This is a genomic window from Candidatus Binataceae bacterium, assembly GCA_036495685.1.
Taxonomy (GTDB): domain Bacteria; phylum Desulfobacterota; class Binatia; order Binatales; family Binataceae; genus JAFAHS01.
Genome location: DASXMJ010000059.1, coordinates 1 through 20,299, shown reverse-complemented (window position 1 = coordinate 20,299; position 20,299 = coordinate 1). Strand labels below are relative to the sequence as shown.

Here is a 20,299-nt window from a genome sequence, read left to right as displayed (position 1 = left end):
TTAGACGCTCGAGTGTTATCCGACTGGGCCCCCAGATCAGCAGCTGGATGCTGCTCAACGCTTGCAAAAGTTCGCGATGTCACTTGCTGTCGCGTAGCTGATATCAGGACAGCAGGTAGGAAAGATCTCGGTGGCGTGGATCGTTCCCATAACTTGTCGGCACGAAGCACTAACCCCACTGCGGAGAAGCAAGCGATAGAAGCTGATTCCTTCATCGCGAAGGGGATCGCACTCGTTGACGCTGATCACCGTAGGCGGAGGCCCTGCTACATCTTCAGTCGTCGCGAATCCGGGCCAAGCCAGCGGGTCACGAGCGTTGAAGGCCTCAATCCCGTAGGCCATCGCGCCCATGTTACCCGCAACGTCGATGAAAATCCCGTTATTCTCAGTCGAGGAGGGATACTGTGCCTGCGGCCAGTCGCCGGCAGGGGCACAGCGCGTAGAGTCCCTTGATTAAACCCAGCTGCCCGTCGCGCTTCAACTTCAACCCGGTCGCCAGGGTGAGATTTCCGCCACCGCTCTCGCCGGCAACAATAATCCGCTTGGGATCAATATTCAGCGCGTCGCTGTTAGCGTGGACCCACTTCAGGCCCGACACGCAATCATTAAGACCCGCCGGAAAAGGCGCGACTTCAGGAACCGACGACGGTGTCAGCGAATTGCGGAAATCGACCATAGCCACAGCCACGCCGTCGGCGGCGATTATCCTGCCCCAAGCCTTATAGTTGCCCGCATAACACGACATCATCCGCATGCCGCCACCATGAATATAATAGACACATGGCACACGTTTCTTGTTATCCGGGCGAATGAACTGGATATTGATGACGTTGCGATCGGGGTCCGACACGACATGTTCAGTGGTGATGCGCAAGCCGGCCGACGGCGCAACTGTCTCATCGTCAAATGCACCGAACATTGCTTCAAGTGCCGCCGACCGCGCCTTGCCAGCTTCGGTATCTTCCTCCGCCAACATCTCTTCGCGGCTGGCAACGTCGCCCCCCGCGATTACCGGCATGGGTCCGAATACTTTCTTGCTGCGTGGATCGATGCGGGGATCTTCGGTAACTCTCGAGGCCAAGGTCCGTGTACTCCTGCGATGGCTGCTTGGCGGAAATCGTCCGAACCGGCAATTTGATACACGCGAGCTTTAACGTGGTCGCGCTAATAGCATCAACTCGCCGCGAGTGCCGCAGTCCTCTCTTCTCTTGGACGCCGACCTGACGTAGCCCAATAGGCCAACGACCTCTCGAGGTCAGAGGCAAATCCGACTACTGCAGAACAAAACCCTCGTATCCCTTGGCAGCTGCGTCGTTGATCTTCGCGCGAAAAGCGGGGGCCGGATTTGCATAGAGGAGAAAGTGACGCGCCTTTCCTTCGATATTTCCGCCCACGAACCATCCGTTGGCGCTGCCAAGCAGCGTGCGACTGCCAACCTTCTCGCTGTGCTCGACCCACGCATCTTCGGCCTGCTGCGTAGGTACGATGCGCGAATAGTTCTTGTCGCGCACATAGCGAATGCACTCCGCGATCCATTCGACGATCGCCTCGGCGCATACTGTGTAATTGCAGAAGGCGGTACTGCTGCCGATGAAGAAATTCGGGAACCCCGCTACCTGGAGCTGCAGGTAGGTGCGCATACCGCCTGCCCACTTGTCTTTCAAGCTCTGACCGCCCTCGCCGCGAATATCGATACGAGTCAGCGATCCTGTTATCGCATCGAAGCCGGTCGCGTAGATGATGACATCGAATTCATATTCCTTGTCGCTGGTCTTGATGCCTCTGGGCGTGATGCGCTCAAGGGGAGTTTCTTTTATGTCGACCAGCAACACGTTATTGCGATTGTAAGCCTCGTAGTATTCGGTCTCTAAAGGAATGCGCTTGGATCCGAACGGATGATCCTTGGGCACCAGTTTTTCGGCGACTACGGGATCCTTAACGCGCGCGCGGATCTTGTTGCGTACGAATTCGGCGAAGTCCTCGTTGGCAACCCGATCGGTCATGATGTCTACGAAGTTGCCGAGCCATTTCTTGAACCCGGGTTCCTTCCACAGTTGTTCGTAGAACGCGAGCCGTTCCTCGCGCGGGACATCGATTGTCTTGCGCCGATCGACGTCGTGAAGGAAGCCGCCGCTAGTTTCGCGGATCCTCTTGTGAATCTCTGGGTAGGTCGCCTTGAAGCGTTGTTGAGTTTCCTCGTCGACGAGTGAATTCCTGAGCGGCGCGCAATAGTTCGGGGTGCGCTGGAATACCGTCAGATGCCCCACCTCCTTGGCGATAATCGGTATAAGCTGCACGGCCGTAGCGCCCGTGCCAATGACCGCGACGCGCTTGCCGGTGAAATCAACTCTCTCCTTGGGCCACCTCGATGTATGGTACGATAGGCCCTTGAAACTCTCGATTCCCTCAAACTTTGGAATATTGCGCGCTGACAGAATCCCCACCGCGGCTACCACAAACTGCGCACGCATCCGCTGTCCGTTTTCGAGGCCGACCTCCCATTGATTGGTCTTTTCGTCGAAGACCGCCGAGATAACGTGAGCGTTGAATTGGATATCGCGGCGCAGATCAAACTTGTCCGCAGCATAGTTCAGATAACGCTCGTTCTCGGGTTGACCGGAATAGTGCTCCTTCCAGTTCCACTCCTGTAGGAGTTCTTTCGAAAACGAATAGCCGTAGGTTTCGCTTTCCGAATCGAAACGACATCCGGGATAGCGATTCCAATACCAGGTGCCGCCGACGCCGCCGCCGTCCTCAAGGCATCGCACCTTGAGACCGAGCTCCCGCAGTTTGTAGAGTTGGTAAAGCCCCGACACTCCCGCCCCGATTACGATCGCGTCAAAGCGCTCGACGCTCGCTGCCGGAGCGTTCGATGCCTGTTCCATTGAATTTGCCATGACAATTTCCTCGCGGAGTGTCGGAAAGTCCTAATTGAATCGCGCTTGGACCGCAGCAAAGGACGGCCACGGAGTCCTGGATTGGACGCATCGAAGCAATTCCTATCCTTTGACTGATCCCTGGTTCGGCCGAACCAATCGAATTCGGCTGCGAGTCTTTGAGCGCCGAAATGCGCTGGTGAGCTGACCCAGGTAACTGATGGCGGAAGCTACCAGTTGCGGCGAAATGTCCTCGATCAAGTCAGCGAGCACCGTTGTGGCTCGCTCCGCGACTGAATCCAAGTAGGCCTTGCCCTTGGGAGTCAGGCTAACCAGCTTTTCACGTCCCGAGTTGGGGTCTTCGGTGATTTCGATGAACTCGATCGGTGGACGCATCATCTCGCGAAGCGCTCTTGAAACTGCCGCGCTGGTTACTTCGAACCAGCGCCGAATATTCGCTTCGATATCCTTGCGGCGCATCTGACAGCCGCCAATTCCCTGGGATCGGATCAACCAGAGGCTGGCGGCCTGCTGACGCGAAAGCAGGTCAGACCGAAGCACGTCCTCCAAGGCGGTGCCGATCTCGTAATGGGCCGGATAGAAGAATTCGAGCATTTTTGCCGCCTCGATTTGGCGGCCGCTCTTCGGAGCCGAGGTCTTTTTTCTTCGGGCAGTACTTTCTCGCATTCGTTTGACCAAAGTGAACCTCTAATCTTGCTTAATTATTGATTTCGATCAAGATTCGGGAAGTAGAAGGCAGGCTAGTGCGCCACCACCATTATGACCTCCGCGGCGAGGAATCATGGAGAATGTGGCGAAAGCCTGCAAGCTGACTCAGCCTGGAGAGAAGCTTATGGCGGCGAAAACCCCGCGCTCGGCTAGGGCGGATATTGAGATAACCGGGCCCATTTTGGGTACGCCGGTTCTCATGCTCGCCGAGTTCGACCTTAGGGCACAGGGTTATCTTACCGAGGAATATTTCGTCTCGGGAGATGCCGTTTCTTATCAACCGGTCGGGCCGTTATCCGAAGACGGTAACTGGCAGGTGGCGCCTGCGGAGACTGCTCCGTACAGGACCCGCATCGTCGTCGTCCGACCCGCTGACGCCAGCAAATTCAATGGCACCGTCGTCGTCGAATGGTTGAATGTCAGTCGGGGTATCGACTTCGCGCCGGATTGGATTTGCCTGCATCGCGAAATCATGCGAAGTGGCTTCGCCTATGTCGGCGTCTCGGCACAAAGGGTTGGGCTCGAGGGCGGTCTGAGCCTCGAACCCGACAACCTACCGCTTAAGCAAGCCGACCCTGCGCGATACCATGCCTTGAGCCATCCGGGGGATGCGTTTGCATACGATATTTTTTCCCAGGCGGGCATGATCATCAAAGGCTCCGCAACGGGAAAGGTCTTAGGGCCTTTGACGGCGAAACGCCTGCTCGCAATTGGTGACTCTCAGTCAGCGATATTTCTCACCACTTACGTCAATGCAATAGACCGACTCGCCAGGGTCTACGACGGCTTTTTCATCCACGCACGATTCGCGCCGGGCGCCCCGCTCGATGGGGCCTCGATCCTGAACTCGCCAACCACGATGCCACAATCCGCCCGGCTTTGTAGTGATCTCCGCGTGCCAACCATGACGGTCCTTGCCGAGACCGATGTGATCGGCGCCAACGTGAGGGGATTTTTCCATGCCCGGCAAGATGACAACGATCTCCTGCGAATCTGGGAAATCGCCGGCGCCTCGCATGCCAACAACTACCTCGCCACCGTCGGTTTTATCGATTCAAGCTCGGCGTCAATTCCGGAATTGGCTGCTGCGTATGCGCCAACCGATGATTTTTTCGGAATGAAGTTGGCCAAAGCGATGGATTACGACCCGCAACAGCACTACGTAATGGAGTCTGCACTACTGCACCTCGACCGATGGACCGCCACCGACAAAGCACCGCCAAAAGGTCCGCGTCTCGAGACGATAGGCGGCGATAAGGATCGGCCGTTGCCGCAGTTGGTTCTCGATGCAAACGGTAACGCCAAAGGTGGTATTCGTACGCCGTGGGTGGATGTCCCCATTGCGCGGATGTCGGGGATTGGGAATTCAGGCAGTGTCGCGGCGGGGCTTACGGGCGTAACGGAGCCGTTCGATCATACGACACTCGGTCGATTGTATCCCGGTGGGCGGGACGAATATCTCGCAAAGTTCCGCCGGGCGTTGGACTCAGCGATCGAGTCGGGCTTTATTCTTCCCGCTGATAGAGCCGAGATCGAATTGGTAGCAGCAGCTATGTATCCCACACATGGAGTTTAGGCTTTGATTGGGAAATTGAGTAAGAAGCCATCGGCCAGCAATACGCTGTTGGAGATACAAAAAGATGACAACAACATTAGAAAATCCGCTTTTTGACCGCGATGTAGTAACGACGCGCAGCGCGCAGCAGAAGAACGAGACGCGCCTTCCGACTGATCTGACAATTGTGTCAACCGATGGACACTGGGAAGTTTCTGAAGACATTTTCTATGAGAACTTCCCTGCCCATTTGAAGAAGAAGGCTCCCCGGGTTTGGTTCGATGACTTCTGGCGCCAGGGTGACCCCAAGCCGCCAGTCGATTCACAGTCTCAAGTAATCGACATGGCGATGCGTAAGTTCATTCCGAACGCTCTTGGCTCCGGTGCCTGGGATATCGACGTCCGCAATCGTGATCTCGCGATAGAGGGTGTCCACAAGGAGATATTATATCCGCAAAGTCTTCTCGCCTTCATACGCCTGCCCGATCACGAGGTGCAGGAACAAATATATTGGATCTACAATGAATATATGGCTCGAATCAGCGCCATCCATCCGGGTCGATACTATGGCGTAGGCGTTTGCAGCAATTGGTGGGATCCAACAAGGGCTTGGCAGGCGGTTAAACAAATCCGCGATCTCGGTCTCAAGACCTTCATGCTTCCCACCTCAAATGTTGGCAAGAATGCCGATGGTTCCCCCCTTTCGTACGCCGCGCCGGAGATGGATACGCTATGGGACGAAATTGCGCGGGCCGGCCTCCCGGTCAGCTTTCATATCGGCGAGAACATAGGGGTGCTGGGACGAGGAGGTTTTGGGGCTAGTGCTCTTCAATCCTTTTGCGCGGCTCGTAAGCCTCTTGGCGAACTCATCTTCGGCGGCGTCTTCGATCGACACCCGGATCTTCGAGTGGTGTTTGTCGAGTTTGGAATTGCGTGGATACCGGTAGCGCTCCAGGAAGCGGAGCAGCTTTACGACCATCAGGGTCCCTTACTGGAAGGTCTCAATTCTCTGCCGAAACGTAGGCCGAGTTATTACTGGCATAACAATTGTTACGCGACATTTCAGAATGACCTTCTCGGCCTCAAGCTGCTCGATTATATCGGCGCCGATCGTGTCATGTGGGCCCAGGATTATCCTCACAACGAGGGAACCTTTGGTTATAGTTGGAGTTCCCGCGAGTGTGTCTATCGAGCGACGACGTTGGAGAACGCTCGTAAGATCTTGGGCGAAACCGCTATGGAGCTTTACCACCTTTAACAACTGGGATATCGCGGTGGCCTCGGAGCGCTAAAAAGTTAGCCGGAGGTGCAGATCATGCCTGGATTATTGGACGGAAAAATCGCTTTAGTAACCGGCGGCGGCTCGGGAATCGGTCGCGCCACCGCACTGAAGTTGGTTGCCGCAGGCGCGAAGGTCATGATCGCCGACTATATGCCCGAAGGTGGCGAGCGCACAGTCGGGATGATCAAAGAAGCCGGCGGCGAGGCAAGCTTCGTTGCGGCCGATGTTTCAATTGCCATACAAGCCGAAGCGATGGTGAACGAGACTGTTAAGCGTTATGGCCGCATCGATTGCGCATTCAACAACGCTGGCATCGAGAGCAAAATGGCCAACACCGCGGAGTGCTCCGAAGAGCTCTTCGATCGAGTTATAGCGATCAATCTGAAGGGTGTCTGGCTGTGCATGAAATACGAGATCCGGGAGATGCTCAAACAGGGTGGCGGTAGTATCGTCAACACCGCATCGATTGCAGGGTTGGTGGGCTTCGAAGGACAGCCTGCCTACAACGCATCCAAGGCTGGTGTGGTGCAACTCACACGTACCGCTGCGCTTGAATTTGCCACTAAGAATATTCGGGTCAATTGCGTATGCCCTGGCGTTATTAGAACACCAATGGTCGAGCGCCTCCTCGACAATCGATCGTTCACTGAACAGGAGCTTATCTCCGGTGAACCGGTAGGACGAATGGGCAAGCCGGAGGAGATTGCGGAGGGCGTACTCTGGCTGCTGTCCGATGGATCATCGTTCGTTACTGGTCATCCATTGGTTATCGATGGTGCGTGGGTCGCGCGATAAATCGGGCGGCATAGTCAGTTATACACGCGACCAATCCCTCGACAACGGCGCATACGGATATTGTGTTTGAATCCCCAATCCTGGGACGAGTTTCTGTGAGAAAAGCATCATTAGGTGGTCGCTGCATTCGTTGCGTTCCACTGCATGGACAAGGCGCTTGGTGGCGCTCTGGCGAAATTGGCAAACGGAGGCTAGGAAGATGGCTTACGAGATCGTTCGGTTCCCATATGAGGGAACGGTTGACGCCGACGGGCACGTGTATGAACCCGCAAATCTTTGGGAGGATTACCTAGAAGAACGCTACAAAGATCGTGCGATTCGCGTAAAGCGCGACAGGGACGGCTGGGAATATCTCGAAGTCGATCGGCGTCCGATTCCGGACATTCTTGGGATGAAGGGCCTCGCCTTCCCCATGATGGGCGAGAAGGTCGCCGAACTTGACCCCAACCGTCTCTACATGGACACGCTTCCCTATGGCGCGACCGATCCGCAGCAGCGCTTGGACCTCGCGCGACGCGAGAACCTGGAACACGTTCTCCTCTATCCAACCTGGGGGCTGATCTGGGAGAGAGCGGTAACCGATCCCGAACTCAGTCTGGCGTACATGCGTGCGTACAACCGATGGATCGCGGATTTCTGCCGCGATAGCGGTGGGGTCCTGGTTCCGATTGCGCATCTCACGCTGACCGATCCGCAGGGTGCGGCGGCGGAGCTCGAACGAGCCGTCCGCGATGGTTGCAAGGGAGCATTCGTTGCTCAGTACACCCACACTCGCGTGCCACATGGACATCGGGTTCACGATCCGGTGTTCGCGAAGGCGCAGGAATTGGACGTTCCGTTAGCAGTGCACGTGTCGATCGATCCTGAAGGTGTTAGTTCCCCGCGATTCCTGCGCAAAGACATGACCCCCCAGGATCTGGCGCAACTCGCGGCTGGGGGCCTCATTGGAGCGCGGCACGCCCTCGAGGAGGCGCTGCTCAGTATGTACACGAGCAATACCTTCGACCGATATCCGAAACTGAAATTCGGTCTGCTCGAGGTAGGAGCCAGCTGGGTCGGTGCATTTCTCGATCGGTTGGACAGCGTTCACGAGGTCGAATTTGGAAAGGTCGGCGATCGACCCGGAATGCTTGGCAGGCTCCAGCACAAGCCCAGCGAATATTTTCGCAATCAGTGCTTCATCTCTGGTGACCCGGAAGAGTTTTCCGCCACCTGTATGATCGATTACGTGGGAAACAACTGTTTTATGTGGGCTACGGACTACCCGCATGCCGACCATCCCGCGACCTGGGTCCCCAGCCTCAAGAAGTACGCCGACCGGCTGAAGCCCGAGACTCGCAAAAAGGTTCTCGGTCAGAACACCAAGGACATCTATCACTTAGCGTGACAAGGGAGTGCGCTGACTAGCTGGCCGCACCAGGCGTTGGCTCGTTGCCACAGAGGTGTATTGTGCTTCTGCTGTTCAAGCCAAAAATCTGGACCAAACTGGCTATGACTAAGATCTTGAGACCGAAGGGCATTGATTGCCTCGTCGTCAACGCCGCTCGGTTTGCGGCAGGCGACGATACTAATTAGCAAGGCGAGTGAAATGGCTATCTTTTTCATGGCAAGCTTCCTGACAAACAAAAAGGTTTCTGCCGGCTCCGGCTTAGGTGCTTGCACCGTCGGACCGTAAAATTGCTGAATAGCCGCTAAGCCTTGGGCCTGCTCGCTCGCCCGATTGGCCTGGGTCACGGCGAGCGCGTTGGTCAGCGCGAGCATGGTCTGGCGCAGCATCTGCGCCTGCTGTACCTGCAACAACGCGATCTGATTACCTATCTGAATTGCCTGTAACCGCCCGGTCGCGGTCGTGTTCGCTACACTCAGCACCTGCAGCGCGGTGTTTTCCGCCGCGAAGTTCTGCGCCTGGCCTTGCAACGAAACCAGGGTGCCGCTGAGCGTCGCTAGAGTGTTGTTCAAACCTTGCCCCGCCTGCTGCGCGGTCGTGGTGGGCACTCCGGCCGGCGCGGTATAGCCGGGAAAGATCTGGGCAAATTGCGTCGGCAGGTTCGTTAGCGCGTAGGACAGCCCCTGCTCGGTCGCGATCATGTTGCCGAGGTTGCTCAGCAAAGTGGAATTGGGCTGCCAGACCCCGCCCAGATATGGCACCGTGTTGAGCGCCATGAATCGCAGCTCCTGGGCGAGGTCGGTGACGGTTGCAGCCTGCTGTTCCAGCTGCTGCAACTGCCGGGCGAACATCTGCGGATCGAAAACAATCTGCGCACCGCCAAACTGCGCTTTTGCCGCAAGCGGACACGCGAACGCAATCGCGGCCATCATCAGAACCGCTCCAATTAATCTCCGTCCCATACCACTTCCTCCCTGAACCTTTGATCCGTGGGGAGCGTCGCCTCGGGCAGATGTGTATCCTCGGCGCCCGAAGCCATCTCCGCCGCGATCCGCTCCCAGTACTCCGCCCACTCGGGCAGGCCTTTGTGCCGCAGCCATTCTGCCGCCCAGCGGTCGCCGTGCCGCTGATGCATCTGTCGCGCAGCGATGATCTCCTCGGGGGAGCCCGCGCCGACGAAGGCCAGCGCCGCCGGCGTCAGCGCCAGGCTGAATAATCGCCACCCGCGCGGCGACACGTAGAAGTAGTCGCGCTTGGGCGTCGCCGCCGCGATCACTTCGATCTGCGCATCGGTCAGCCCGAAGCTGCGATACAGCGCGGCGTTCTGCGGGCTGCGCGCCTCGGCGTTGGGCAGGTAGAGCCTGGTCGGACAGGATTCGAGAATGACGGCGCACAACGGCGAGCTCGCGATATCGGCGAGGCTCTGCGTTGCCAACACTACCGCCGCATTCTTCTTGCGGCAGGTGCGCAACCAGTCCTCGAACTTCGCCGCGAAGCGCGCCCGCGCCAGCATGATCCACAATTCATCGGCGGTAATCCGCGTTGGCCGCCCGTCCAGTCGCTGATCGATGCGATGGAACAAATAGCTCAGCACCGGCACCAGCACGCGCTCGCCCTGCCCCATCAGCCGTTCGATCTCGAAGGTGATAAACCGGCTCTCGCCCAGGCCGTCATGATCGCCGTCGAGATAGCGACCCGCCGGACCCTCGTGGGTAAAGAAGGTCAGCCCTTCACGGATGGTCTGGTCCTGCACCGTGTATTTGAGATTGGTCAAGGTGCGAAGCGTAGGCGGCAGCTCCGCCATCACCTCGAGCGCCCGCCACAACGCCTCGTCGCGCTCCGGCGCTGGATTGATCCCGCCAAAGGGCAACAAGTCCTCGCTCAGCCAGCCGTGCGCGAAGACGCGCTCCTTCGACCGATCGATATGGCGCAACGGCTGAAAACAGGTGGCGTCCGCGCCGAGGTCGTAATGCAACCCGCCCACCGCCAGCGTCGGCACGTACATGCCGTAGCCGCAATCGAAGTTGAACGACTGCGCGCCGGCAATACGATGATGCAAAAAGGTGGTGTAGCCGATCGCAGTCGTCTTGCCGCTGCCGGTCGGTCCCGGCATCAGCACGTGCCCGCGATCGTCCACGTGGTCGCAGTAGCCGAACGGGGCGTTGCCGCGCGTCAGGCCTATGAGCATCGCCGGGCTGTTCGCCGGATAATACGGCGACGGGTTGCGCTCCTGACCACCCCACGGAATATCAAGGCAGAGCGTGTGCGCAGCGTTTAGCGTATTGATGATGGCGCGGCGCGGATTGAAGTAGCCATTTGCCGCCCATGACCCAAAGTAGCCGTCGGCGCAGTTGAGCGTCTCGTCGCGCGCGCCGTAGCCGCGATTACGGGCCTCGCGCATAATCAGCCGCTCGCCGGCCTCCACCCGCACCGCATCCTCGCCGATCAGCACGAACCCCGCCGTGTAGCCCACGGGCCGATAATCGCCATGCTCGTTCTCGGCCTGCGCTGCGAGCACGTCTTCCATCATCGCCGCGGCGTGCGGATTCTCGCGCGGCATCCCGCCCAGAATCCGATGGACCGCGTCGAGCGGACCGTAGAGCCGGTTGCCCCAGCTTGCGTATAACCCGCCAGCTTCGCGTTGGCGGTGGTCGGATCGTAATGTTCGAGTCGCACGTAAAAGCGATACGGGAGCGGCAGGCTACCGAGCGCCGACAGCATCAGAGGATGCGACTCGGGCGGAAACTCACTCAGCGCGATCACCCGGATCGCGCGGCCATCGATCGTCGGCCGGTAGCCGAAGATGAATTCGTGACCAAGGAGCGTATCGAGCAACCGACCGGGCGGCGGCGACAGACGCTGCTGGTGAATGCCATCGATGCACTCCTCGATAAACGCCAGCGCCTCGCCCTCATCGCTAAGCGACGTCAGTCCCACCCAGCCGGAGAGCGTGCCGGCTATTTCGCTGACCTGCCGCTCGAACTCCAGCAGCTGCTGCTCGAGATTCAGACTGTGCTTGGCGCCCGCCCCTATCGCGAGATCGAACAGCCGCTGCTCGTGCGGTGCCGGCGGCTGATGGACCAGTGCGATGAAGCACTCGCGCTCGTAGTTCGCGCTCTCGTCCTCAACCGCCGCCGCTGCGCCTCATCCACCGTCACCATCGTCGAGTGCCACAGCGCACCCCGCTCCAGGTATTGCCGGCGCGCGCGTGAGATCACGTTGATCCAGGTGCCCCAGCCGTCGCCCAGCGTCGAAAATATTTGCGCCAAGGCTTCGCACACCCGCGCACGCCGCTCCGAGCTCTGCGATTCCAGATCGGAGGGATGCAGCCGCAGGACGCAGAGGAAGGCTCCCGACTTGGTCAGGATCACCGGCCCCGCCAGTCCGCGCCGCAAAAAGCGCCGGTAGGGCGAGAGCGCCACAAACCCCTGCCGCCCCAGCCGCCTCGCCGCTCTCGTCCCACCGTGCGCCCATAACGCCATGGCTCAGTACCTCTTGTATGGTTCCACCGAACGATAGACGCGCGCCGGCGGCGCGTCCGGGTCGGCAAAATGTCGGTAGTCCGGCTGGTAGCTCAGGTGGCGCAGGTAGACCGCGAAGAATTGCGGATCGCGCTTGGCCATCCAACGCAGCAGCATATGCACCGCCGTGCCCAGAAAAGCCCCGAGCAAAATGTTCGGCCAGTGGAAGCCCGGTCCCAGTCCGATGCCGAGCATGGTGGTCGCTTTGACGATCGCCGGCGCCCGCTCCGCCCCGCCCAGCAAGACTGGCCTGGTCAATGAACGATGTATCTGCGCCTGTCCAATATCCATCTTGACCACCCTTGGATCGCTCTAAGTCCACAGCCTCGTATTCTTAAGAGCTTTCTTATCGCATCTCTTGGATATACCGCAACACCGCGTTTCCGCAGAATTTCCCTATCATGCTCGCGAGGGATACGCAAGCGGCGGTCAGGTGTTGATCAGGTGATGAACGAGCGGAGTTTGATTATCAATTTTCGGTGTTTTTCTGAGGCCAGGAGGCCGAGTGCTCCGTGAGCGACGAAAGCGCACCGCCGGGCGCGATGCGCACCATCCGCATGCCGGCGTCGTGAAAGAGACAAACGGGCGCTGCGATTTGGCGACGGGGGGTGTGACCCAGGCTTGGAAACCATCCGCCTCTTCCTCGGTTCCGTACCACGCGACGAAACGCGCCTTGCAGTTGTCGCAATTTACCTGGAGGCTGTGATCACGGTTGGGCATCGAGGCTGTTCTCACCCAAGTTCGGAGCTAACGACACAAGGACACAAGGTACTCAATGATGTCACTTATTGGATGGCCCGAGCGTTCGCTGATTTGTTTAACTCCGATAGCGTCCAAACCCATATCTGTCAGGATTGTTCGCACATCTTATCAAGTGGCTACTCCACTTGGAAAACAGAAATCTCGGTTTATTGTGTTACGTAATATGTTAGGTCGATCGCGATCACTGCGCGGACTTTTGCGAGACCCGATGTCCAAATCGGTCTTACTCGATACCTACCGATAACTTTATCCGAGCTATAGAAAGCCATTGTGCCATAAGGACTCAACGAATCGATTGATAGCGAACGGTACGCGCGAAATCGGCCATTCCTCTACTCACATTCAAGATGTTGTCGACAATGCGCCTCTGGCGGGTTCGGAATGCAAGCCATATTCGCTCTGCAATTCGTCGAGCTGCAGTCCCGATATGAAGTCGAAATTGCCTAATCGTAGAAGCGGTCTTTGGTCAAAAATCAGCGGGCCGGGCGTCCGGGCTCAAAGATAAGCGCAAAGCCAGACTCTGGGTAACGTCTGCTCCCCGGAATTATCCGAGTCGCTCTGTTTTCTTCGGTGAAATCAGTCGTCGCCTAGATTGTGTTGCACTGGCGTTCGAAACCCTTCGGGAGCTGAATAAATCAAACGACACTGATCGCGGTGAATCGCCTGCGCAGGTTCGCCTGGACCGACCGAGATCAATTGCGTGAGATGGAGTTGATAGTTGGTGATGTGGGCGAGAAACTTGTCTGCGGTGCCGAGCGCTAGCGGATGCATTACGAGCTTGCGGTTATATTGGCGAGCGCGCAATCAATGCTTCGGTACGGCGGGTATTGCGTCCGTTAAAGTTGCATCTGAGCGCGAACGACGAGAGCTTGGTATCATCAGCTGACGCTGGCCAGCGACGCGACGGCGAGACTCAGAGCGGCGGTGGTGCAAACGAAGATCGCGCCGCGCCATCGGTTTCGACGTACCCACGTTCGCGATGAAGGATCGTCGGGCCGAGCCCCGATTCTCTCGACCTTCAACAACTCCGGCACGAAATAGCCGACGCTGACTCCGATGTTAATCGCATAGAGGCCAACTCCCACAAGCACGGCAACGCGAGTATCGGTAGCAGGCCAAGCGGCCCAAGTCGCAACGAGAAGGCTGGTGATCGCGATCAGATCGGCAGGAACCCAGAAGAGTGTTCGGTTGGCACCGCCTTCTATCGGCCTGACGATGTTGGGTTTGCGCGGCCAGACCCGATCCAGCACGGACTCTTCGTACAGGGAGGCCCCCATCGAAGCGCTGGTTGCTATTAACGCGCCGAGAATCGCCGCGAACCGCCACGTGAGATGATCCATCGCCTTGTATTCCTTGCTGCCGAAAGCAGGCCTCGTCTCCCACATTGTTCGCGTTCCTGACGAAGCTCCCGCTCGTCGCCCGATCCCGAGCGAGGTCAGTGCGAGACTACCAACTGAAAACCTGGAAGACCCTTTGCTCGTCCTGATCGAACGGCATACCTTGAGGTTCTTCTCAGTTTGCGGCGACTAATCTCAGCGAATTGATACGTTATGGCGAGCGAATGTATCTGTGGAGATCCTCTACCTCGGACTGGACCTCTTCGAGACGCTGCTTGACAACGTCGCCGATGCTAACGATTCCGCAAAGTGCTCCGCTATGGACTACCGGCAAGTGGCGGATGCGTTGTAGCGTCATCACCCGCATCAAATCGACTAGCCGATCCTCTGGGACGCAGGTCTTGACTTCACGGGTCATCAATTGATCGACCGGAAGTGCTAACAAGGCTCCGGCATCTTCCGACATGCCGCGGATAATGTCGCGCTCGGAGACTATCCCAACGACTCGACCCCCCTCGTCGACGACCGGTGCAGCCCCGATCCGATTTTTGGTGAGCAGTTGGACGGCCGCCGCGACGGTTTGTTGCGGCATAAGGGTGACGACACGATCACCTTTGTGCCTCAGGACATCCGAAACCTTTGCTTCCATGTTTCGACCTCCCCACTCGCAAATCTCCGCTGTCTAGTACCCAGTCACTCCCGGGCCTATACGGATAGGGCTCTGGCTTCAGTAGAGCGAGATGCTGGGGACCTGCTTAACGGTGTGCCTCTCTTCATAACTTCATCGATTCTCGAAAGTAACACCCTCCTAGAGCCTAAGCGTTTTCGCTCTCAGCGCCACTAGCTCTCCTGATCAGGCTCCATTGGGTGTGGCGTTTCGGGTTATTTCCGGAATTCGGGACCTTGTACCTCTCCAAGGGTTTGCTCGGCACTGGAAAGAGCGTTGAAGACTTGGTTGGCAGTCGTGGCTGTCATCAAGATCTGGAGCGTTTCAGGCTGTGCACACATCTGCGGCAACTTCGCCAACCACGGGAGGTAGAGCTCATGAAACTTGAGGCCCAATACGAAAAAGAGATGAGTCGGGGCACCGTCCAAAGCATCGAAGTCGACGCCTCGGAGCGATCGTCCTAGCACCATAAAGGGCTTAAGGATCTGCTCCGGATGGCGATGAAGAGTATGCAGAAAGGCGACCCCATTCCCGGTAGCGCTGGGCATCACATTCTCGCGTTCGATCAATGCACCTACGAACCAGGTCTTGTCACGAATCAGACCGAGCCGAGCGGCTAGAGCTGCCAGCTCTTCGATTACCCCGGTTTTCGAGTCAGCTTGCAGATCCAGGATCACGTGGCGAGGTTGAAAGCAGCTGGCTAGAGTCAACAGTCTGCGAGCAACCGGTGAACTGACCGAGACCTCCGGAGTTCGAGGAATAACTCCTAAGGCCTGGTCATCAAGCCACGCGTCCAGCATTGCTTTTCGGAAGCGCCACAAATTCCCGATTCTGACGCCCGGCAAAGCACCTTCACCGACGAGCTTCAGAATGGTTCGCTCGTTGACGTTAAGATAAGCGGCAACCTGGCGGACCGTCATCAACTTGTCGAGCCAGTCCGCCGGCGGTTCCGCAATTCGACGCAATCTGTTTGACATCTTCGGAATATTACGCAAAACTACGCAAAACTACAACCAATGACCTGAAGATGCTTAAGAAGAAACACTCCACCGAGATTGCCAGAAGCACTCAAGGAGCTATGCGCTGCTCGTGCTCGAAGGATGAGATTCATCGAATCTTCACCGCGAGCGAAAAGGAGCGCCTGTTCGGCCTTGTCTGGTGTAACGCCGAACTGAACCGGGTCGATTTTTCTAAGGCGAACTTGTGTGGGGCGGAGTTCCGGAGCGTCTCCCTCGTGGCGGCCGATTTCTCCGGGGCTGATCTGCGGGGCGCCAGCTTTATTGGATGTGACCTTCGGGAGGCGTGTTTCGACGGAGCGCTTTTGCATCGGACCCGATTTGACCAAAGCTGGCTCATCGGAGCGCAGGGCCTTTCAGAATCGATGCGCGAGTACGTCAGACAACAGGGCGCGCACCTTTGGATTTCGTAAAGCAGCGCAACAGAAGGCTATGGTCATCGCGGCTGATCCTAAAAACGGGGTGGCACTTGGATTGTGGATAGGGCCCTTCAGGATCCTGGACTACCTTTGCCACCTGGTCCAAGACCAGAAGTCGAGACCTCCGGATTCACCTGGCCTGTACTTGCTCTCGCAGCGCCGCTGGCAACATTTACCTGACGGGGAGGCAGGTGCCTTGTACGTAGGGCAAGCCAAATACTTGCGATACCGCGTCGGTCAGTTTCTGTCCGATCTACTTGGCTTTACCGGGGACGACCCTGCCGAAGAGGAAGCGTACCAACATCGTGGAGGACATCAGCTGTGGCACCGATACTGCGTGGCGCGGGAGATCGAGCCCGCCAATCTATACCTCGCGTGGCGCACGCTCGCTGAATGTCTGGACTGCGCCGAAGCGAAGCTTAGCGAACTGCTGCCGAGGGAGTGGAGACTGTCCACGCTGCGAACCTGCAGTCAACATAACCGGGGAATCGCCTCGCCAGATGGTGATGCCGCGGTCGCTGTTGCCCATGCTGCTTCCCACGCCAAAAATGGCTCGACAGCTTAGGTAGACAGACTTCCGATCGATCGTTCTAGGGCTGCTCTTTTTAATTCTGAAATACATGAGGACTGGCGGAGATTTTGCCCCCAACCCAAAGGTGTAGCATGACTCGGATTATTGTCAGCCAACCGGGAGCACTGACGATTTGTCTGACTGCTTCGTGCGAGCAGCGACGCTGCTCACCGATGGCGGCCTCAAACTCGTCGCCACAACCAAGCTTGGTGTGGTTGAAGAGCTCGCCGCCTTGGCTGGTCGTCTTAGCCTGATCACTGACGAGATCTGGTTTGTCCGTGCGCTTATCGAACGCGAGAACATCATGCCGAGTGCAGTCGGCAATGCGGTTGCGTTCCTGCATACGATGTATCGTCATCCCGAGCATGTGGTGCGACCTTTCATGGTGTTGGGGAAGGTCCGCAGCCGGAGTCGACTTCGATGCTCTCGACGGCAAGCTTACGCATCTCTTTTTTGTGCTTGGTCTGAAGTTCCACGAGTTGCACCTGCCCTGGCTCGCGAAGCTCTCCCAGATGTTCTCGCGAGCCGAAGCAACGCAAGCGCTGCTCGGCGCGCCCGATGCCGCCGCCATCTTCGAAGTTCTGCGCGGAGTCGAGAGAAACTTGTTTCCTGTCCTCGCTAAGGGGTCGATCGCATTATGAAGAGGCGAATGGATCGGAGCAGCTTTACGCCTGTGGGCGCTTGGGTGCATCAGATGGCCTCGTTAACCCAGGCCAAAGAAATCATCTGGTGCGACGGTTCCGAAGAAGAGAAACGTCGACTGATGGCGCAAGCGGTCGCTACTGGCGTGCTGCAGCCACTCAACCAACGCAGGCGCCCCGGTTGTTATCTTCATCGATCCCACCCAAGCGATGTCTCGCGCACCGAGGAACTGACCTACGTTTGCACGCCCACCCGTGAAGAAGCTGGACCCACGAACAATTGGATGGATCCAGCCGAGACCTGGCGAAAGCTCAAAAGCTGGCTTGCGGGTGCGTACAAAGGCCGGACGATGTACTGCGTCCCCTACCTGCTCGGTCCGGTGGGGTCTCCCTTGGCGAAACTCGGAGTGCAGTTAACCGATAGTCTCTATGTTGTTCTGAGCCTTCGAATCATGACCCGGATAGGAAGAGTTGCGTCCGAACTGTTGCTCACGGCCAAAAATTTTCAGCGTGGCATGCATTGCACTCTCGACTGTGATCCGAGCCGACGCCTGATATGTCACTTTCCGCAGGACAACATGGTTTGTTCAGTCGGGAGCAACTATGGCGGCAATGCCCTGCTGAGTAAGAAGTGTTTTGGCCTCCGGATTGCCAGTTATCTCGGTCGTAAGGAAGGATGGCTGGCCGAGCACATGCTGATTCTAGGGTTGGAAAGTCCACAGGGAGAGCTCTCGTACATCGCAGCGGCTTTCCCGAGTGCCTGCGGCAAGACCAACCTCGCGATGCTCACGCCGCCAAGCGCTTTCAAGGGTTGGCGTATATTCACGGTTGGGGACGACATCGCTTGGATGCGGGTCGGGCGAGATGGACGGCTGTGGGCGATCAACCCCGAGGCCGGTTATTTCGGGGTCGCTCCTGGAACCAGCGACCGTTCGAATCCCAATGCGACGGAAATGATCCGGAGCGACACGATATTCACCAACGTCGCGCTAACTCCCGATCTTGACGTGTGGTGGGAAGGCATGGAAACCGAACCTCCCCCGGGTACCGTCGACTGGCAAGGAAAAGCGTGGACTAGGGAGGTCCGCCAGCACGCAGCCCATCCCAACAGTCGGTTTACCTGCCCCATGACGAACAACCCGGCCTATACCCCGTATGCGGATTCGCCCGACGGGGTACCGATTTCGGCGATCATCTTCGGCGGCCGTCGGGCCACTACGATTCCGCTGATACTTGAATCGTTTGACTGGACCCATGGCGTGTACCTTGGCGCGACGATGGGCTCGGAGACTACCGCTGCCGCCAGCGGCAAGGTCGGCGTGGTGCGCCGCGATCCGATGGCAATGCTTCCTTTCTGTGGCTACAACGTCGCCGATTACATCAGTCACTGGTTCGGCATGCACAGCAAACTTGCCCATGCGCCGAAGATCTTCATGGTCAATTGGTTTCGAAAAGATCGTGACGGAGCATTTCTGTGGCCAGGCTACGGCGAGAACATGAGAATCCTGAAGTGGGTCAGAGACCGCGTTCATGGCCACGTCGGCGCGGTGCAAACGCCTGTCGGCCTCGTCCCACACAAGTCGGACCTGGACCTTGGAGGGCTGGATATTACTACGGACCGGTTGGATGAAGCACTCGCCATCAAACCCGAGGAGTGGACCACCGAGCTTCGTTCACAGGAAGAATTCTTCGACCGCATCGATGCGGATCTGCCTCGCGAACTGGAAGTTCAGCGTGAGACACTCGCCGCGGCGCTCGAGCTCTGAACTGAAGCTCACCTTGGCCAGAGTGGCAACTGTTACCCATGTTTCGGAGAATCCATGGAACCATCCGAAGTTAGCGAGTTGAAACTTGCAGCACCCGTTTGGGTGTGGATTGTCTATTTTGGTAGGGACCGTTGGTGGCCCGGAACGGTCGAAGAGATCGACACAAAGGGCCCGCCGCTTGTCAGGGTCAGGTTTGAATCTTTCTCTCGCGCAGCCGACATCGCACTGATCCACCCGTTACGGTCGGCCTCGTCACCGCGCCGATGAGGCGTCTTGAGCGCCGCGACATCAGTCTCAACGGCACCGATCGTCCGCGGTTCGTGCCGACTTCTCGGCTCCGAAGCCCAGAGATGCTTGCCCCAGTGGATGGCTTACGTCCGGTCGAAGCAGACTCGCGAATCTCCGGCCAAAGCGGCAGCGCGAATGGTTGTGCCTACTGAAAATCAAAAGTAGTGAAAAGTTCTAGCGATTCCGCTCGGCGGCCCGTAATGTCGCCGGCATGCTCGCATTCATCACGACATTGTTCTCCTGGCTCGCTTGGCGGTTTCGCAGCCGCGCGGAACTGGAACTCGAGCTCATTGCGCTCCGTCACCAAGTGGCAGTTCTGCATCGCCGACACTTCGGCCGCATGCGGTTGTGCTCCATCGATCGGATGCTCTGGGTCTGGCTCTACCGGGTGTGGCCACGAGCTTCAGCAACTCACCGTGGATGCGGGGTGCACCCCAGAGCGGGTTGGCAAGGCACATCTGGCGGATCAATTTGCGACTTTCGCGAGCCATTGGTCTTCGTCCAGACCGTGAGCGCCAACGCCAGTAGAGTCGAAAGCCTTGCCGGTGCCAGTGGACGACGGTAGCCGGCTTCACCAGCACCATTGCTTCGAGGCAACGTGGCCACACCCGGTAGAGCCAGACCCAGAGCATCCGATCGATGGAGCACAACCGCACGCGGCCGAAGTGTCGGCGATGCAGAACTGCC

17 protein-coding genes are annotated in these 20,299 nt (G+C 57.9%); 6 read left to right on the top strand and 11 right to left on the bottom strand.

Features of this window, described 5'->3' with window-relative positions:
* Positions 1 to 385: 385 nt before the first annotated feature.
* The 3 genes from VGI36_07010 to VGI36_07000 form a co-directional block, all read right to left on the bottom strand.
* On the bottom strand, positions 386 to 1,018 hold the full coding sequence (locus VGI36_07010) for an alpha/beta hydrolase (protein HEY2484880.1): 633 nt from the start codon (positions 1,016 to 1,018) through the stop codon (positions 386 to 388).
* Between the two features lie 253 nt (positions 1,019 to 1,271).
* Positions 1,272 to 2,897, bottom strand: a complete 1,626-nt coding sequence (locus VGI36_07005; GenBank protein HEY2484879.1) for an NAD(P)/FAD-dependent oxidoreductase — start codon at positions 2,895 to 2,897, stop codon at positions 1,272 to 1,274.
* A 102-nt stretch (positions 2,898 to 2,999) separates the two neighbouring features.
* On the bottom strand, positions 3,000 to 3,491 hold the full coding sequence (locus VGI36_07000; protein HEY2484878.1) for a winged helix DNA-binding protein: 492 nt from the start codon (positions 3,489 to 3,491) through the stop codon (positions 3,000 to 3,002).
* A 238-nt stretch (positions 3,492 to 3,729) separates the two neighbouring features.
* Between VGI36_07000 and VGI36_06995 the strand changes: the two genes are divergently transcribed.
* From VGI36_06995 to VGI36_06980, 4 genes are all read left to right on the top strand, one after another.
* Positions 3,730 to 5,181: an alpha/beta hydrolase domain-containing protein gene (locus VGI36_06995; protein ID HEY2484877.1), complete on the top strand. Its 1,452-nt coding sequence runs from the start codon at positions 3,730 to 3,732 to the stop codon at positions 5,179 to 5,181.
* Between the two features lie 64 nt (positions 5,182 to 5,245).
* Positions 5,246 to 6,418, top strand: a complete 1,173-nt coding sequence (locus tag VGI36_06990; protein ID HEY2484876.1) for an amidohydrolase family protein — start codon at positions 5,246 to 5,248, stop codon at positions 6,416 to 6,418.
* Between the two features lie 57 nt (positions 6,419 to 6,475).
* Positions 6,476 to 7,237: an SDR family oxidoreductase gene (locus tag VGI36_06985; protein ID HEY2484875.1), complete on the top strand. Its 762-nt coding sequence runs from the start codon at positions 6,476 to 6,478 to the stop codon at positions 7,235 to 7,237.
* A gap of 199 nt (positions 7,238 to 7,436) precedes the next feature.
* Positions 7,437 to 8,624: an amidohydrolase family protein gene (locus VGI36_06980; protein HEY2484874.1), complete on the top strand. Its 1,188-nt coding sequence runs from the start codon at positions 7,437 to 7,439 to the stop codon at positions 8,622 to 8,624.
* Here the strand turns inward: VGI36_06980 and VGI36_06975 are convergent.
* The 8 genes from VGI36_06975 to VGI36_06940 form a co-directional block, all read right to left on the bottom strand.
* Positions 8,612 to 9,556 carry a hypothetical protein gene (locus VGI36_06975; protein HEY2484873.1) on the bottom strand — a complete coding sequence of 315 codons (945 nt, stop codon included), beginning with the start codon at positions 9,554 to 9,556 and terminating at the stop codon, positions 8,612 to 8,614. The two genes, VGI36_06980 and VGI36_06975, sit on opposite strands and share 13 nt — an antisense overlap.
* Before the next feature lie 14 nt (positions 9,557 to 9,570).
* Complete coding sequence (locus tag VGI36_06970) at positions 9,571 to 11,184, bottom strand: hypothetical protein (protein HEY2484872.1); 1,614 nt, start codon at positions 11,182 to 11,184, stop codon at positions 9,571 to 9,573.
* Entirely contained in the window at positions 11,151 to 11,561 is a 411-nt protein-coding gene (locus VGI36_06965; GenBank protein ID HEY2484871.1) for a hypothetical protein, read from the bottom strand. The genes VGI36_06970 and VGI36_06965 overlap by 34 nt, the downstream gene beginning before the upstream one ends.
* Before the next feature lie 92 nt (positions 11,562 to 11,653).
* Positions 11,654 to 12,106 carry a hypothetical protein gene (locus VGI36_06960; protein ID HEY2484870.1) on the bottom strand — a complete coding sequence of 151 codons (453 nt, stop codon included), beginning with the start codon at positions 12,104 to 12,106 and terminating at the stop codon, positions 11,654 to 11,656.
* 3 nt (positions 12,107 to 12,109) lie between these two features.
* Positions 12,110 to 12,436, bottom strand: coding sequence for a VirB3 family type IV secretion system protein (locus VGI36_06955; GenBank protein ID HEY2484869.1), 327 nt, complete (start codon positions 12,434 to 12,436; stop codon positions 12,110 to 12,112).
* 1,349 nt (positions 12,437 to 13,785) lie between these two features.
* Positions 13,786 to 14,292, bottom strand: coding sequence for a hypothetical protein (locus VGI36_06950; protein ID HEY2484868.1), 507 nt, complete (start codon positions 14,290 to 14,292; stop codon positions 13,786 to 13,788).
* 163 nt (positions 14,293 to 14,455) lie between these two features.
* On the bottom strand, positions 14,456 to 14,893 hold the full coding sequence (locus VGI36_06945; protein ID HEY2484867.1) for a CBS domain-containing protein: 438 nt from the start codon (positions 14,891 to 14,893) through the stop codon (positions 14,456 to 14,458).
* A gap of 233 nt (positions 14,894 to 15,126) precedes the next feature.
* Entirely contained in the window at positions 15,127 to 15,888 is a 762-nt protein-coding gene (locus tag VGI36_06940; protein ID HEY2484866.1) for a PTS sugar transporter subunit IIA, read from the bottom strand.
* 1,358 nt (positions 15,889 to 17,246) lie between these two features.
* On the opposite strand from VGI36_06940, the gene VGI36_06935 reads away from it, so the two are divergent.
* Both VGI36_06935 and VGI36_06930 read left to right on the top strand, forming a co-directional pair.
* On the top strand, positions 17,247 to 17,558 hold the full coding sequence (locus VGI36_06935; protein HEY2484865.1) for a PTS sugar transporter subunit IIA: 312 nt from the start codon (positions 17,247 to 17,249) through the stop codon (positions 17,556 to 17,558).
* Entirely contained in the window at positions 17,555 to 19,324 is a 1,770-nt protein-coding gene (locus tag VGI36_06930) for a phosphoenolpyruvate carboxykinase (GTP) (GenBank protein HEY2484864.1), read from the top strand. Before VGI36_06935 ends, VGI36_06930 begins: the two co-directional genes overlap by 4 nt.
* Positions 19,325 to 20,299 lie beyond the last annotated feature (975 nt).

What these genes read in the sequence shown, in the direction of transcription:
- VGI36_06940 (HEY2484866.1), bottom strand. Translation starts at nt 15,888, where the DNA reads ATGTCAAACAGATTGCGTCGAATTGCGGAACCGCCGGCGGACTGGCTC.
- VGI36_06950 (HEY2484868.1), bottom strand. Translation starts at nt 14,292, where the DNA reads ATGTGGGAGACGAGGCCTGCTTTCGGCAGCAAGGAATACAAGGCGATG.
- VGI36_06945 (HEY2484867.1), bottom strand. Translation starts at nt 14,893, where the DNA reads ATGGAAGCAAAGGTTTCGGATGTCCTGAGGCACAAAGGTGATCGTGTC.
- VGI36_06980 (HEY2484874.1), top strand. Translation starts at nt 7,437, where the DNA reads ATGGCTTACGAGATCGTTCGGTTCCCATATGAGGGAACGGTTGACGCC.
- VGI36_07000 (HEY2484878.1), bottom strand. Translation starts at nt 3,491, where the DNA reads ATGCTCGAATTCTTCTATCCGGCCCATTACGAGATCGGCACCGCCTTG.
- VGI36_06985 (HEY2484875.1), top strand. Translation starts at nt 6,476, where the DNA reads ATGCCTGGATTATTGGACGGAAAAATCGCTTTAGTAACCGGCGGCGGC.
- VGI36_06930 (HEY2484864.1), top strand. Translation starts at nt 17,555, where the DNA reads ATGAAGAGGCGAATGGATCGGAGCAGCTTTACGCCTGTGGGCGCTTGG.
- VGI36_06955 (HEY2484869.1), bottom strand. Translation starts at nt 12,436, where the DNA reads ATGGATATTGGACAGGCGCAGATACATCGTTCATTGACCAGGCCAGTC.
- VGI36_06995 (HEY2484877.1), top strand. Translation starts at nt 3,730, where the DNA reads ATGGCGGCGAAAACCCCGCGCTCGGCTAGGGCGGATATTGAGATAACC.
- VGI36_07005 (HEY2484879.1), bottom strand. Translation starts at nt 2,897, where the DNA reads ATGGCAAATTCAATGGAACAGGCATCGAACGCTCCGGCAGCGAGCGTC.
- VGI36_06970 (HEY2484872.1), bottom strand. Translation starts at nt 11,184, where the DNA reads ATGCCGCGCGAGAATCCGCACGCCGCGGCGATGATGGAAGACGTGCTC.
- VGI36_06960 (HEY2484870.1), bottom strand. Translation starts at nt 12,106, where the DNA reads ATGGCGTTATGGGCGCACGGTGGGACGAGAGCGGCGAGGCGGCTGGGG.
- VGI36_06990 (HEY2484876.1), top strand. Translation starts at nt 5,246, where the DNA reads ATGACAACAACATTAGAAAATCCGCTTTTTGACCGCGATGTAGTAACG.
- VGI36_07010 (HEY2484880.1), bottom strand. Translation starts at nt 1,018, where the DNA reads ATGCCGGTAATCGCGGGGGGCGACGTTGCCAGCCGCGAAGAGATGTTG.
- VGI36_06975 (HEY2484873.1), bottom strand. Translation starts at nt 9,556, where the DNA reads ATGATGGCCGCGATTGCGTTCGCGTGTCCGCTTGCGGCAAAAGCGCAG.